We start from the raw sequence: 14,843 nt of genomic DNA, 5'->3' as shown, positions 1-14,843 counted from the left end.
ATTGCACCTTACTGGTGCATTAGCTGCTGCGCAATTGGCAGCCAGATATCCGTCATCGCTCCATCGCCCCCCGTGAAAGGATCGCGATGCGGCAAAGGTACGCGCGCGATCTGATCTTTCGCCGCGCGTAAACGAGAAGGTTCATCACGCACGGTTTCCGGGGACATCCCTTCAGGATAGGCGCCAACGGCGAAAAAATCGTCTGAGGCGAACACCTGTTTATGGCCGACACCGGCGGGGATCAGCACCGCATCACCCTCACGTAGCGTCACCATACGGCCGCTATCGCCGCCAAACAGCACTTCCGCCCAGCCCGACGCGACGCCCAGAATTTCATGGGTGTTGGGATGGTAATGGGTGTAAGGGAAGATTGGCGCGCGCCACGCGGCCGGCCAGCCGTTAGCCGTGAAGGTTTTTTCAAACCATTCGGCGCTGTTGCTTTGCAGCTCCTCATCATAGTCAGGCGCAATGCCGGGCCAGATGATCAGCGGCAGCAGATTGTTAGGCACACCGCCTGAGGGCTGCGACAGCATCAAATGCTGCGGATTATTTGATGAACCTGCAGAAAAGGTACCGGCGGCGAAAGACATCAGTAACAGCAGGCTGGAAGTGTTGGCAGTCATACTCTTTCTCCGGGAAGCCACGTTGCTTAATTGTGGCAAACCCCGACGGCATTACAATGTGCGCCCGCCGACAAAATTCACATAAAAGAATGATTTACCTTACTAAAGCCAAATTACCTGGCAACATATTTAACATTTTGTGGGACCGGAAAAGCCGCCAATAAACTGTTATAAAAAAACACCTCAATTCTGTATCTGATTCGCTTCACTGTTATGTGATTAACTGGCAGGCAGTAACATTCAGAGGTGAACTATGGAAGCGATCAAACAAATTCTGCTCGATGAAATCGCCACGCTTAACCGTGAAGGCCAGCGCGATAATCTGCCACGCTTTAGCTTATCATTCCTTAAAACCCATCCGGGGCTGTGGGCGATCATGTATCTGTGTTACGCGCTGTGCGTGGCGCTGATCTTCTCCACCGACATGCTTGGCTGGCCAGCGTTTTGGTTCGCCACCGCCTTTGTATTGGTGATGAGCTTCCTGATGCTGATGGATATCAACCCCAAATACCGCTTTGAGGATATCGACACGCTGGATTTGCGCGTGTGCTACAACGGTGAATGGTATTATGTGCAGCCGGTTTCGCAGCAGGCGCTGGATAAGATCGTGGAAAATCCCGGCACGCCCGACCGCGTGCGCAGCGGCATCGATCGCCTGATGAAGCAGAAAGGTGAGGTGGATTTTTATGATGTTTATTACCTGACATGGGGCAATAAGCAGGCAGCAACTATCTGATGAATATCGTCTTGCACGAGATGCGAGACAGCACAGGCTACAAAAATCTGACGCGATGTTGTCAGGTTGCCCTGCAGGTACAACCGGCACATTGATGACAATTCAGACTGACCACATTGGTCATCCTTTGTGGTCAGTCGTCTCGGGGGCCAACATTTTGCGGCAGAGCCCTTAAGCCGACGCCAACTGAGCAATCAATTTCCCTAACGTCTCCACCGCCGCCTCGGCGCGCGCATCCCACGGCCAGGCGGTGTTGAAGCGAAAACAGTGGCTGAATCCTTCACTGCCCGAGAACAGCTGACCGGGCGCGATGCTGATGCCCTCTTTCAACGCCAGATGATAAAGCTGCGTCGTATTGATCTGTTCCGGCAGCGTAATCCACAGGAAATAGCCGCCCGGCGTATCACCGATCTGCGCATCAGCAGGCAGCACACGGCGCAATGCTTGCTGGGCCAGTTGCTTACGCTTTGCCAGCGTCTGGCGCAGCTTCTTTAAATGCGTGTCGTAACTGCGGGTGCTGAGGAAGTCGACCAATGCCAGCTGCATCGGCGCGCTGGTGGAGAGCGTACTCATGAGCTGAATACGCTGTACGCGCTGTGCATAGCGCCCGGCCGCCACCCAACCGACGCGAAATCCCGCTACCAGGTTCTTCGAAAAGCTGCCGCAATGCAGCACATTCCCCTCGCGATCAAAAGCTTTGGCGGGCAAAGGCTTGTCGTGGCCGCTGTAGAGATCGCTGTAAACGTCATCCTCAATCATCGCGACCTGGTAGCGCGACAGCAGAGTGACCAACTGTTGTTTTCGTTCAGCGCTCAGGGTAAAGCCCAGCGGGTTTTGTCGGTTAGTCATCAGCCAGCAGGCTTTGACCGGCCAGCGTTGCAATGCCTGCTCCAGCTCGTCGAGATCGATGCCCTGCTCAACATCGCTGGCGATGGCAATCGCATTCAGTTTCAGGCGTTCAATCACCTGCAAGGCACCGTAGAAAGAAGGATTTTCAATCACCACCCAATCACCGGGTTCGGTCACCGCTTGCAGGCTGAGGTTGAGCGCTTCCATCGCGCCGTTGGTGATGACGATATCGTCCGGCGACAAGGTGATGCCCTGCTGGGCATAACGTTGCGCCAGAATTTTCCGCAGCGCTTCGTTGCCGGGCGGCAGGTTATTCAAGGCATCACTGGGTTTCAGATTGTGCGAGACTTTGACCAGCGAGCGCATCAACTGACGCTGCGGAAAGAGTTCGGGATCGGGAAAGGCAGAGCCAAACGGCATGATGCCAGGGTCACGCGTGGCTTGCAGCACATCAAACACGAAGCTGTTGGTGTCCGCCTGCTCGGTTTTGGCAATCGCCTGTGTCGGCAAACGTGGGCGGCTTTCGGCAGCACGAGGCGCAACGTAGTATCCGGATTGCGGTTTTGACAGGATCCAGCCCTGGCTTTCCAGCACTTCATAGGCGTGCATCACCGTCATCAGGCTAAGGCCGCTCTGCTCCGCCTGCTGACGTAATGACGGTAGCTTTTCGCCCGGCGGCCAGATGCGCGCTTCGATCTGCTTACGAAGTTGATCGACCAACTGCTGATATTTCGCCACCCTGGCTCCGATATGGGAAATGAGTGCGGCTATTTTCCCTCACCCTGGCCCCTTCCCGCAAGCGCGAGAGGGGATGGTTGGGATGAGACCATCATCGCACACATGCCCTTACGGCAGCTGCACCAGCTGCTGCTCATTTTCGACAAAGTTCGGCAGTTCGTGGATGCGTTCCGGCGGCACCGGTTTGCCCAGCAAATACCCCTGCAAGGTATCGCAACCCAGGCCGGTGAGGAACGCTTGTTGATCCTGCGTTTCCACCCCTTCCGCCACCACTTTGAGATCCAGTGACTGCGCCAGTGCCACAATGGCGGAAACGATGGTGGCATCTTCCGATTTTGCCTGCAGTTCATTGACGAACGCGCGGTCGATCTTCAACTCACTGGCGGGCAAACGTTTGAGATAAAGCAGGCTGGAGTAACCGGTGCCGAAATCATCGATCGAGGCTTTCACGCCCATATCCGTCAGTTGCGTCATGATACGCACACTCTCTTCCGGATCACGCATCGCCGTGGTTTCCGTCACTTCCAGCGTCAGCAATTCGGCCGGGATCTGATGCTTCGCCAGCGCCTGCGTCACGGTTTCCACCAGGTTGCTCTGCTCAAACTGCAGCGCGGAGAGATTCACCGCGACCGACCAGTGTGGATGGCCCTGCAGATGCCAGCAGTGCAATTGACGGCAGGCTTCGTTAATCACCCAGTTACCGATGTTGATGATCATGCCGGTCTTCTCGGCAATCGGCAGGAATTTGTCCGGTGCCAGCAAACCGCGTGTCGGATGCTCCCAACGTAACAGGGCTTCAAAGCCGAGAATCGGGCCGCTCGGCGCACAGTATTTTGGCTGATAGAACAGACGTAACTCTTCGTTATCCAGCGCTTGCCACAGATCGTTATTCAGCTGTAGCTGCGACTGCGCGAGGGTATTCATCGACGGCTGGAAGAAGTTGTAGCCGTTACGACCATTGTTTTTGGTGTGATACATCGCCGCATCGGCGTTAAACATCAGCTCGCGATCATCTTGACCGTCGCCGGGATAGACCGCGATGCCGATACTCAGTGACACCACCAGCTCATAGCGTGAAATATCAAACGGGCGATCGACCGCTTTCACCAATGCATCCGCTACCGCTGCGGCGTCATTGGGCTCATCGATTTCGATCAGCAGCACGAACTCGTCACCGCCCATACGTGCCAGCGTGTAGTGCCCTTTCATCTGGCCGATCATGCGCTCGGCCACGGCAATCAGCAGGTTGTCACCCACATGGTGACCAAAGGCGTCATTGACCGCTTTGAAGCCATCCAAGTCCATGAACATCAGCGCAAACTGCGACTTCTCGCGATTGGCTTTGTTGATCGATTGCTCCAGACGATCTTCCAGCAAAATACGGTTTGGCAGGCGCGTCAGGTTATCGTGCAGAGCCAGTTGCGCCAGCTCGCGATTGGCTTCCGCCAGCGAGTGCGCAAGGATGGAGGTGCGCGCTTGCAGGCGTGCATCCAGCATCGAAACCAGCAACGTAATGCCGAGGATCGCCAGCGTCACCACGGTGACCACAATCGCCAGCCAGTTGCTGTTAACGCCCATGTGCGTGGCATGACTCATCATCGGGAAGCTGGCCGCGGCCATACCGGTGTAGTGCATGCCAGCAATGGCGCAGCCCATTACCACCGAAGCACCGAGACGCAGAATGTTCACGCGACCATGTCCTTCGCGCAGGTTAAAGGCCAGCAACAGGGCCGCCCCCGATGCCACCAGCGCAATCACCACTGAAGCGGCGACCCAGCCCCAATTCCAGACGATGCCCGGCGCAAACATCAGCGCGGCCATGCCCATGTAGTGCATGGCGACCACGCCGGAACCGAGCACCAAAGCCCCGCCCGTTAAGCGCCGCCAGGATAAATCATGCGATGAGCACACCAGCCACAAGGCAAAAATTGATGCCAGGATTGCCACTGCCATCGACGTCGCCGTCAGCAGCGGATCGTAGCTCATCACCATATCCAGGCTCATCGACAGCATGCCGATGAAATGCATCGCCCAGACGCCTACGCCCATGGCGAATCCACCGCCTAATAACCAAACCAGCGCCACCTTGCCAGTTGAAGAAGCCACGCGTCCCGCCATATCCAGCGCGGTAAACGAGGCCAGCATCGCCACCAGAATGGAAACGATGACGGTAAACGAATCGTACGAAGTCACTAACATAGTGATTTCCCAAGTTAAAGCCGTTATCAATCAGCTGTGGTGTTATGAAAAAAAGTCAACGCTATAGGTTTTATGGTGTGTTTTATCGGCAGGAACACTGCCGATTTGAGTCTTTGAACGATGAAACCTTCCGATGCGGAAGAAAATAAAAATGATTTATCAGGCGCTGGTTAAGGGCAGCGGGTGCTCAGCAAACAGTGGCGGTGCATTAAACACAGCGGTAAATTCACCGATACGCTCCGCCGGTGTTGGCTTGCCCAGCAGATAGCCCTGCAGCGTGTCAAAACCGAGCCCGGTCAGCAGACGCTGCTGTTCTTCGGTTTCTACCCCTTCGGCCACCATGCGCAGATTGAGACTTTGTGCCAGCGTCAGCATCGCGCTCACGACGGTGGCGTCCTCGCTGTCGGCACGCAGGCTGTTAATAAAGGCGCGGTCGATTTTCAGTTCGGTGGCTTCCAGATGTTTCAGATGCAGTAAATTGGCATAGCCGATACCAAAGTTATCGATCGCCACTTTCACGCCGAGCTGATGCAATTCTGCAATGCGCTGCTGGCTGAACTGCGGGTCGCGCATCGCGATATTCTCGGTAATCTCCAGCATCAGCGCCCCCTCCGGCAGCTGATAGCGCAGCAGTGCATGACGCAAGCTGTCGATGAGATCGCGCTGATGGAATTGCAACGCCGAAAGGTTAACTGACACGCTCCAGTCGCGGTTGCCTTCATCGTGCCACTGTTTTAACTGACGGCACGCTTCGTTGATCACCCAATTGCCCAGCGCCACGATTTGCCCGGTTTTCTCCGCACGCGGCAGGAACATATCCGGCATCAGTAATCCGCGACGCGGATGTTGCCAGCGCAGCAGCGCTTCGAAGCCCATGAGCACCGTGCCGCCTGCGCGGAATTTTGGCTGATAAAACAGGCACATTTCCTGGTATTCCAGCGCATTCCACAGGTCATTCGCCAGCGCCAGCTGATGCTGTGCCACGGCGCTCATCATCGGTTCAAACAGACACCAGCCGTTTCGGCCGCTGTGTTTGGTGTGATACATGGCGGAGTCGGCGTTGAACATCATCTCCTGCTGGCTACGACCGTGCTGCGGGAACACCACGATGCCGATACTCAACGACACCCGCAGTGAATAACGATCCAATTCAAACGGCGCATCAATCGCATTCACCAGCTGCTGCGCCAGCGCCGAGGCTTGTAAATCATTGTATTGTGGACACAGCAGCACAAACTCATCGCCCCCCAGTCGCGCCAGCAGCACGCCCTCGCCCAGCTGCACGCGCAGACGTTCGGCGACCGCGATAAGCAGGCGATCGCCCACGTGATGGCCCCAGGTATCGTTGACGGCTTTGAAGCCATCGAGATCCATAAACATCAGCGCAAAAGTCTCATCCTGCAACGTGGCTTGCTTGATCTGCGCCGTCAATTGCTGCTCCAGCAGCACGCGGTTGGGAAGCGAGGTGAGATTGTCATGCAACGCCAGCTGGCGCAGTTCACTGTTGGCACGCTTGAGCTTGGCCGCCAGACGCGCCGCGCGTAGCTGAGCGTCCAGCATCGAAACCAGCAGCGTGACGCCGAGAATGGACAGCGTGATAATGGTCACCCATACCGCCAGTCCATCCTCACTGATGCCATGATGTTGCTGCATGGTGCTTGGCACGCTGTACTCCGCTGCCGCCATGCCGGTGTAGTGCATTCCGGCGATGGCAATACCCATCACCAGTGCCGCGCAGACGCGCATGATCCACACGCTCTCGCCCTGACGCAGATGAAACGCCAGCCACAGTGCTGCCCCCGAGGCGGCATAGGCAATCACCACGGAGAGTGCGACCAACGGCATGTCCCAGCGAATCGCCGGTTCAATCATCAGGGCATTCATGCCAATGTAATGCATTGCCACCACGCCGCTGCCGAGTATCAGGGTGCCACTTAACAGCCGACGTGGGGTCAGATGGCTGCCCTGAACACCTTGGGCGAAGGCGAAGATGGCAGAGAGGATCGCCACCAGCAGGGAAACCGTGGTGAGGGTAATGTCATAACGCATGGTCATCGGCATCATCATCGCCAGCATGCCAATGAAGTGCATCGCCCAGATGCCAATGCCCATCGCGGTGCCACCGCCAATCAGCCACATTTTCGCCAGGTAGCCGCGTGATATCGCGACGCGTCCTGCCGTATCCAGTGCGGTAAACGCAGCAATGAAGGCCACGATTAATGAAACCGTGACCAGAACGCTATCCCAGGTAACCAGCAGCATGTGCGCTCCTAAACTCAGCCCGCTGCGGAGCAGGTGCTGTATCGTCAAAAAAGTTCAAAGAGTTCGAAACATTGATTAAGGGTGAGTAATGACCGCACGCAGTGAGGCAGAGGGGGGAGCCGATCCAGATAATTCTGGAAACACCACGCTATGTTTTTTGTTTTTCATCATCCGTCGCAGTCAGAAAAATTAATAATATCTGATTAATGCACGAACATAACATTGAAAGATTAATCGCGGTAGAGGGTGAAATCACTCGCTGTTTAGTTTTTTTAACCGGTTGTCACTCCTAGCGATTACTGCATTATCGGCGAAAATTGTGAATTGATTAATGAAAAATCTAACCGCAACGCTCCCAGTGTTGATTTGCTGATCTATAGTAAAGAAAACTGATATAAATCATAAACCCTCCATCTAAGAATATTCCTAGATGTCGGGCACTTACGCAGTAAAGTCGATCGTGGCTCTTGTTTGACTTCGGATTCGTTACATAAATGAATCACCAGGTGAAAAAGCACTGACTACGGATAATCAGTAAGGAATGATTATGAAACTCAAGCTTTTTCTTTTGGCGTCCAGCCTGAGCGTAGTGCTCGCCCCTCATGCGGCTTTTGCCGCCACCACAACGGGAACCATTAATGCGACCCTGACCCTGACCACCGGCTGTCTGGTGAATGGTCAGTCTGCCACCACAGGCGTCAACTTCGGTACCCTGAACTTTGGTAGCAGCGCCGCAACCTTCGATACCCTGAATGCCACGTTGGTCGGCGCATCAGGCAACGGTATCTATGTTCGCTGCACTACCGGCCAGACTTTCAACGTGCAGGTCACCAGCAGTAACGCCGCGCCAGCGACCATTTATGGCACCGTCAGCGGCCAGCCGCGCTATCTGATCCTCGGTTCCAATAACACCCAAGGCATTGCCTATACCCTGTATAGCGATGCGGCATTCACCACCGCCATCGCCAATAACACCAACATTGCCGCCAGCGGCACCACGGACCCGACCTTAGGCACTAACTACGCCATTTATGGTCGTGTGGTGGGCGGCGGGTTTAACCCACTGATTCCGGCAGGGACTTATACCGACACCATTAACGTTGCGGTGAACTACTGAGGTCAGTTGTGGGGTAATCAGGGTGGCCGTGGTGCAGCGTTGGGTGCACATTGCAGGCGGCCTCGCCCTGCTGATAGGGAGCGTCTCTGCCTGGGGGTTGCCAACCGCAACCTTTCAGGTCTCTGCATCAGTAGTGGCAGGCTGTGTTGTCTCCGGTACCAATACCGGGGTCTTTGGCACGCTTAATTTCGGTAGGCAATCTGGCGTATCGTCCAGCAGCGTGAGCGCCAGCTATGTGCAAAGCACCACCATCATTCTCGCCTGCACGCCAGGCACCGCCGTTAGCATGAGCATTAATGGCGGCGCCAATTACTCTACTACCCGCAATCTCAAGGTCTCGGGTAACACCAATACCGTGCCCTATTCCCTTTACACCAACGCGGCACACACCACGGCTATCCCAGTGAATAGCGCCGTGGCGCTGAGTTACAGCAACGCCAATAACATTACTTTGCCGATTTATGGCCTGTTAACGCTGCCCGGCCCCACACGCGCCGGCACTTATACCGACACCTTAACCGTTACGCTTAGCTGGTGACGGCAGTGATAAAGAAGGATGAATAATCATGAACCTGCGCGCCCTGTTACTGTTGTTTATCATGGCACTAATGCCTGCTGCCCACGCTGCCAATTCGCTGATGATTTGGCCCATCGATCCCACCATCAATCCCGATGATAAAGCCAGTGAGCTTTGGCTGGAAAACCGTGGGAATGCCACCACCATGATGCAGGTGCGCATCTTTAGCTGGCTGCAAGTGGGCGGTCAGGAACAGTATCAAACTCAGCAGCAAGTGGTCGCCAGCCCGCCGATGGTGCGCCTCGAACCGGGTCAGAAACAACTGGTGCGACTCATTAAGCAGGGCGCGCCGGAAGCGGGACGCGAAATGTCCTACCGCGTGGTGCTGGATGAAATCCCTACGCCACGCACGCCCGGCGAAAATCAGGCGGGATTAACCTTCCAGATGCGCTATTCGGTTCCGCTGTTTGTTTATGGTAACGGCGTCACCAGCGACAGTGCGAAGCCGCATCTCAGCTGGCAACAGGTGGACAGTGGTGGCAAACGCTCGCTGGAACTCACCAACCGTGGCAATGGCCATGCGCGGCTGAGTAACGTCACCATCGGTGGTCGCCGCCTGGGCAATGGCCTGTTTGGCTACGTACTGGCAAACAGCAGTAACCGCTGGCCATTAACCAGCAGCGTGAGCGGTGAGCTGTCCGCAGAAGTGAATAAAGGGCACTGGAGCAGCGCGGCCGCGCGTTGATGACGTTTTCGCTGCATCCCTGCACGTTGGCAGTGGCTAGCGTGCTATGCCTGTTACCTCAAATCAGTAGCGCGGAGACCTTTTCCGAGCTACCACCGCCCCCTGTGCTGGAGAACAACGCCAGCGGTCAGCAGTACATGCTGGAGCTGGTGGTGAATCAGAACGCGCGCGGCGATATCGTGCCGGTGGAGCGCAAAAACGGCGACTTTTGGCTGCGCAGTGGCGATTTACAGCGTGCCGGTATCCCTGCGGAGAAACTCCAGGGCGAGCAAATCGATGTGAATCAACTTGCGGAGGTGAAAGCAGAATATGACGAGCGCCGTCAACGCCTGTTGCTCACCGTTCCGACCGCCTGGCTGCCCGGCCAGGTGATCGGTAAAGATCAGCGCGGCCCTCGCTACCCGGGGCGCGCCAGTAACGGTGCGCTGCTCAATTACGACTTTTACGCCACGCGTACCGATAATGCCGGTTCCCGCCTGTCGAGCTGGAATGAGCTGCGCGTGTTTGGCCCCAGCGGGCAATTCTCCACCAATGGCGTCTACACCCAACAACTGGAAGGCGGTGTCAGCGGTCAGCAAGAGGGATACATTCGCTACGATACCTGGTTCAGCAATGAAGATGAGAACGATGCAATTAGCTGGCGCGCCGGGGATCTGGTCACCGATGCGCTGAGCTGGAGTAACAGCGTGCGTCTGGGTGGCGTGCAGATTGCGCGTGATTTCAGCGTGCGACCGGATTTGGTCACTTACCCGCTACCGGCGTTTTCCGGCCAGGCCGCAGTGCCCTCTTCCGTCGATCTGTTTATTAACGGTTATCGCAGCACGCAAGCCAATGTGCAGCCGGGTCCGTGGTCGCTGACCAATGTGCCGTTCGTTAATGGCGCGGGCGATGCGGTGATCACCACCACCGATGCCGTGGGGCGCCAGGTCACTACCACGCTGCCGTTTTATGTCTCCAGCAGCCTGCTGCGACAGGGTTTGTCGGATTACTCCTTCTCGGCCGGTGCTATTCGTGAAAACTACGGACTGGAGAACTTTGACTATGGCGCAGCAGCAGCCAGCGGCTCTTATCGTTATGGGTTAACCGACTGGCTGACGCTGGAGAGCCATGCGGAAGGCAGCGACAGCGTGGCCACCGGCGGCGCTGGGGGATTGGTGAAGCTCGGCAGCTGGGGCGTGGTCAATGGTGCGCTGGCACAAAGTCAGATGGAAGGTAAACCCGGCACGCAATACAGTTGGGGTTATCAATACAACAACAGCTGGTTTAGCCTCGGCACGCAGCATGTATTACGCACCGCCGATTACGGCAATCTGGCGCTGGTCGGCAGCCGGGGCGACAGCGCCAACACCAGCTACTCACTGGCGCGACGCAGTGCGCAGTACACCGCCAGCGTGTCACTCAATCAATACGGCAGTCTGGGCCTGGCCTACTTTGATATTGCCGGCGGATCGGGCGATCGCACCCGTTTATGGAACCTGTCGTGGAGTAAAAATCTGTGGGGTAACAGCAGCCTGTATATCTCCGCCAGCCGCGATCAGGAACAGGGCGACTGGGGCGGTGCCATCTCTTTGGTGATCCCATTCGGCGAGCAGAGCAGTGCTTCGGTGAGCTATGAGCGCGATCAGCAGGGCAACAACAATCAGCGCCTCTACGTGTCACGCGCTATGCCGACCGATGGTGGCTTTGCGTATGATGCGGCCTGGGCCAATCAGGGTGGCGACAGCGGTGATTACCGCCAGGCAAGCCTGCGCTATCGCAATAACAAAATCGACACCTCAGCCGGATTCTACGGTGATAACGATAACACCACGCAGTGGGCCGATTTCACCGGTTCGCTGGTGCTGATGGATAACCGCGTGTTTGCCGCCAACGACATCAATGATGCGTTTGTGGTGGTGAAAACCGATTACCCGGATGTCACGGTGCGCTATGAAAACCAGGCAATGGGACGCACTGATAATCAGGGCTATTTGCTGGTGCCATCGATCAGCAGTTACTACGGCGCAAAATACGATATCGATACCCTGGATTTACCCGCCGATCGCACCGCACCCAAGGTGGAACAGCGTTTTGCGGTGAAACGGAAAAGCGGTTACCTGCTGAACTTCCCGGTGGAGCGCCTGCGTGCCGCCAGCGTGGTGCTGCACGATAAACAGGGGCAACCGTTGCCGATCTCCAGCCAGGTGCTGCGCCCGAATCAGGGTACGGAATATATCGGATGGGATGGCATTGTCTGGATGGAGAATCTGAGCGCTGAAAACCCAATTCATGTCGTGACGCCTGATGGGCGCAGTTGTGATACCACGCTGACCATTGCGGACGGCCAGCCAAAAGCGCTGGAGACCTACGGTCCGCTGACGTGCGACCTGCCGTCGCCGTCGCCGGGTTCGGCGGTCATCACGCCCAATAATTCACAGTCAGGAATTTCACCATGAGAAAGATTTTTTTGCTGCTGGCGCTGTTTATCTTGCCGGGCACCAGTTATGCGCTTTGTGGTTTATCGGCCCCAACGGCGACCTTTGGCTCCGTGACCACCTTCGCGGTGGGCTCCACAGTGCAGAACACCTCCAGCACCACCAACGTCAACTGTGGGTCAGGTACGCTGTCGTTGCTGGGCACCGATAACGTCACTTACGCCTTCACCACCGCGACCTATCTTAGCGGCGCGCGCGCGGTGTTGAAAACCGCCAGCACCGGCACGGACAGTATTCCGATTCAGATGTGTATCGACAGCGCCTGTGCCAGCGAACTCACGCAGGGGTCTAACCACGTTTACAGTTCATCGGCGTTGTTAACACTGGGCAGCACGCTCAATTTCAATATTCCGCTCTATTTCCGCACAGTGCCTGGACAGGTGATTGCCGCAGGCAGTTATACGACGACGATTACGCTCACTGTGAGCTATACGGTATGTGCCGGGTTGAACGTAGCAGGTTTATGCGTGGGTACGGTGCAAACCAGTACCGGCACCGCGATGCCGATTACCGTTAACCTGGTTGTGACCAATGATTGCACCACCATCACCGCGCCCAATGTGAGTTTTGGCAGCGCACCCTTGGTGGGAAGTTTCTCCACGGTACAGCAGACGATTAACGTGGTGTGTTCCAAAGGCAGCACCTTCACTGTGGGGTTGAGCAATGGCAGCTATAACAGCGGCACCACGCGCCAGATGGCGAGCGGCACCAACCGGCTGGCTTATGACATTTATAAAGGCACCACCACCACGACACGCTGGGGCCCGACTGGCACTGACCGCTGGAGTAGCGTCAGCGCCACCTCTCTGAACGCGGATCTGGTGACGCGCAACTTCACCTATACAGCGCAGATTCTGACGACGCAGAATACGCCAGCGGCGGGGAGTTATACGGATAGCGTGGTGGTGGATCTGTCGTTTTAGGCAGGGCATGGGCGACGATGTCGCTTGTTAAGAGGCCCGATGATTGCGTTTCACTGCGCCATACCCACATATCTGCATAAACAAAAAAGCAGCCCCTTCAACAAGGGGCTGCTTTATTCGAATCGCTTCTTAACGGGCTGATATGAGGCCCGTTGTCAGCCAGGGCGTTACAGCGAAGCTCCCACCGGCGTGCCGCCATGGCGCGCCTGATACTGTTTCACCATGCGGCCAATCAGCAGCGTCCCGATCAATCCGCACACCGCCGCGAATGACAACCACACGCCGGGCATCGCTTTATCACCCGTGGCATGGATCAGGTAGCTTGAAACTGCTGGCGTGAAGCCACCAAACAGCGCGGTCGCCAGGCTATAAGCCAGTGAGAAGCCGGTGGCGCGCACTTCAGCCGGCATAATTTCCGCCAGATAGACCACCATCGCACCGTTATAGCTGGCATACAGGAACGATAACCACAATTCCGCTTCCACCAGATGCGCAAAGGTGGGCGATCCCACCAGCCAGTGCAGCACTGGCCAGGTGGTAAGAATCATCAGGATAGTAAAAGTGATCAGCAGCGGGCGGCGTCCTATGCGGTCTGACAGCGAACCCATCACCGGCAGCCAGATCAGGTTAGAGATGCCGACAAACAGCGTCACCATAAAGCTCTGCTCGTCGCTCATCATCAACACGGTTTTGCCAAAAGTCGGGGTGAAGGCGGTGATCATGTAGAACATCACCGTGGTGGTCACCACCATCAGCATCCCCGCCAGTACCAATGCCCAGTTCTCACCGACCGAGCGCATAATCTGTCCCATGGAAGGATGCTGCTTGCGCTTGCTGAACGCTTCGGTTTCTTCCAGCATGCGGCGGATCCAGAACAGGAACGGCACAATCATACAACCGACCACGAACGGAATACGCCAGCCCCATTCGGTGACCGCATCCTTCGCCAGCAGATGGTTCAGGCCGAGGCCGAGCAGCGCCGCGAAGATCACCGCAACCTGCTGGCTTCCAGACTGCCAGCTAACATAAAAACCTTTGCGTCCTTTTGGTGCTACTTCAGACAGATAAACTGACACACCGCCCAATTCCACACCCGCAGAGAAGCCCTGCAGCAAACGACCCAGCAGAATCAGAATCGGTGCGGCGGCACCCAGCGTGGCATAGCCCGGCACCAGGGCGATGGTGAGTGTGCCCAACGCCATCAAGCCCAATGTCAGCAACAGTCCTTTACGGCGTCCGTGATGGTCGATGTAGGCACCCAGAATAATCGCGCCAAGTGGACGCATCAGGAAGCCCGCACCAAAGGTCATCAGCGTGAGCATCAATGAAGCAAAGGGATCATCTCCGGGGAAAAAGGTTTTGGCGATCGCCGTAGCGTAATAGCCAAACACCATAAAATCGTACATCTCAAGAAAGTTACCGCTGGTAACGCTAAAGATGGTTTTGGCCCCGCCTTGCGATGGCTTTTGTAAAGATTGACTCACGCTCATGTTGTCCTTCCTGGGTTTTTCTACCGTTGTAGCGGGTTGCGCCAGGAATAGATGTGATCAGCCTCACCATTGCAGTTTACAAAAGTGATACCAAAAGTAACAAGAAATTAACATTGACGGCGGGAGAAAATAGAAAGGGCCGCTTTCGATGGCGGCCCTTATGAGCGATA

11 protein-coding genes are annotated in these 14,843 nt (G+C 56.1%); 6 read left to right on the top strand and 5 right to left on the bottom strand.

Annotation, left to right across the window (positions count from 1 at the left end; all coding sequences use genetic code 11):
• Positions 1-8: 8 nt before the first annotated feature.
• Positions 9-623 carry a cupin domain-containing protein gene (locus JK231_RS11340; protein WP_034828453.1) on the bottom strand — a complete coding sequence of 205 codons (615 nt, stop codon included), beginning with the start codon at positions 621-623 and terminating at the stop codon, positions 9-11.
• A 253-nt stretch (positions 624-876) separates the two neighbouring features.
• Between JK231_RS11340 and JK231_RS11335 the strand changes: the two genes are divergently transcribed.
• Positions 877-1,359, top strand: a complete 483-nt coding sequence (locus tag JK231_RS11335) for a YlaC family protein (RefSeq protein ID WP_097118122.1) — start codon at positions 877-879, stop codon at positions 1,357-1,359.
• Between the two features lie 171 nt (positions 1,360-1,530).
• On the opposite strand, the gene JK231_RS11330 is transcribed toward JK231_RS11335, so the two are convergent.
• The 3 genes from JK231_RS11330 to JK231_RS11320 form a co-directional block, all read right to left on the bottom strand.
• Positions 1,531-2,946: a PLP-dependent aminotransferase family protein gene (locus tag JK231_RS11330; RefSeq protein ID WP_211728564.1), complete on the bottom strand. Its 1,416-nt coding sequence runs from the start codon at positions 2,944-2,946 to the stop codon at positions 1,531-1,533.
• 108 nt (positions 2,947-3,054) lie between these two features.
• A complete protein-coding gene (locus JK231_RS11325) occupies positions 3,055-5,145 on the bottom strand; it encodes a bifunctional diguanylate cyclase/phosphodiesterase (protein WP_211728563.1) in 2,091 nt (696 codons plus the stop codon).
• A 159-nt stretch (positions 5,146-5,304) separates the two neighbouring features.
• Positions 5,305-7,407 carry a bifunctional diguanylate cyclase/phosphodiesterase gene (locus JK231_RS11320; protein ID WP_160833675.1) on the bottom strand — a complete coding sequence of 701 codons (2,103 nt, stop codon included), beginning with the start codon at positions 7,405-7,407 and terminating at the stop codon, positions 5,305-5,307.
• 547 nt (positions 7,408-7,954) lie between these two features.
• On the opposite strand from JK231_RS11320, the gene JK231_RS11315 reads away from it, so the two are divergent.
• The 5 genes from JK231_RS11315 to JK231_RS11295 are packed head-to-tail and all read left to right on the top strand — an operon-like array spanning position 7,955 to position 13,183.
• Positions 7,955-8,524 carry a spore coat protein U domain-containing protein gene (locus tag JK231_RS11315; RefSeq protein WP_045814784.1) on the top strand — a complete coding sequence of 190 codons (570 nt, stop codon included), beginning with the start codon at positions 7,955-7,957 and terminating at the stop codon, positions 8,522-8,524.
• Positions 8,525-8,546: 22 nt separating this feature from the next.
• Positions 8,547-9,062, top strand: a complete 516-nt coding sequence (locus JK231_RS11310; RefSeq protein ID WP_211728562.1) for a spore coat U domain-containing protein — start codon at positions 8,547-8,549, stop codon at positions 9,060-9,062.
• A 25-nt stretch (positions 9,063-9,087) separates the two neighbouring features.
• Positions 9,088-9,786: a molecular chaperone gene (locus JK231_RS11305; protein ID WP_211728629.1), complete on the top strand. Its 699-nt coding sequence runs from the start codon at positions 9,088-9,090 to the stop codon at positions 9,784-9,786.
• Positions 9,783-12,221: a fimbria/pilus outer membrane usher protein gene (locus JK231_RS11300; protein WP_211728561.1), complete on the top strand. Its 2,439-nt coding sequence runs from the start codon at positions 9,783-9,785 to the stop codon at positions 12,219-12,221. The genes JK231_RS11305 and JK231_RS11300 overlap by 4 nt, the downstream gene beginning before the upstream one ends.
• Positions 12,218-13,183 (top strand): spore coat protein U domain-containing protein, encoded by a 966-nt coding sequence (locus JK231_RS11295; protein WP_211728560.1) that lies wholly within the window; start codon positions 12,218-12,220, stop codon positions 13,181-13,183. The genes JK231_RS11300 and JK231_RS11295 overlap by 4 nt, the downstream gene beginning before the upstream one ends.
• A gap of 167 nt (positions 13,184-13,350) precedes the next feature.
• Here JK231_RS11295 and JK231_RS11290 read toward each other — a convergent pair whose 3' ends face one another.
• Positions 13,351-14,673 (bottom strand): MFS transporter, encoded by a 1,323-nt coding sequence (locus tag JK231_RS11290; protein ID WP_160833681.1) that lies wholly within the window; start codon positions 14,671-14,673, stop codon positions 13,351-13,353.
• Between the last annotated feature and the right edge of the window lie 170 nt (positions 14,674-14,843).

The sequence above is a fragment of the Pantoea sp. JGM49 genome, assembly GCF_018257655.1.
In the GTDB taxonomy this organism is placed as follows: Bacteria; Pseudomonadota; Gammaproteobacteria; order Enterobacterales; family Enterobacteriaceae; genus Pantoea; species Pantoea communis.
Note: the sequence above shows the minus strand (reverse complement) of the source record. Positions and strands in the feature narration are given on the sequence as shown.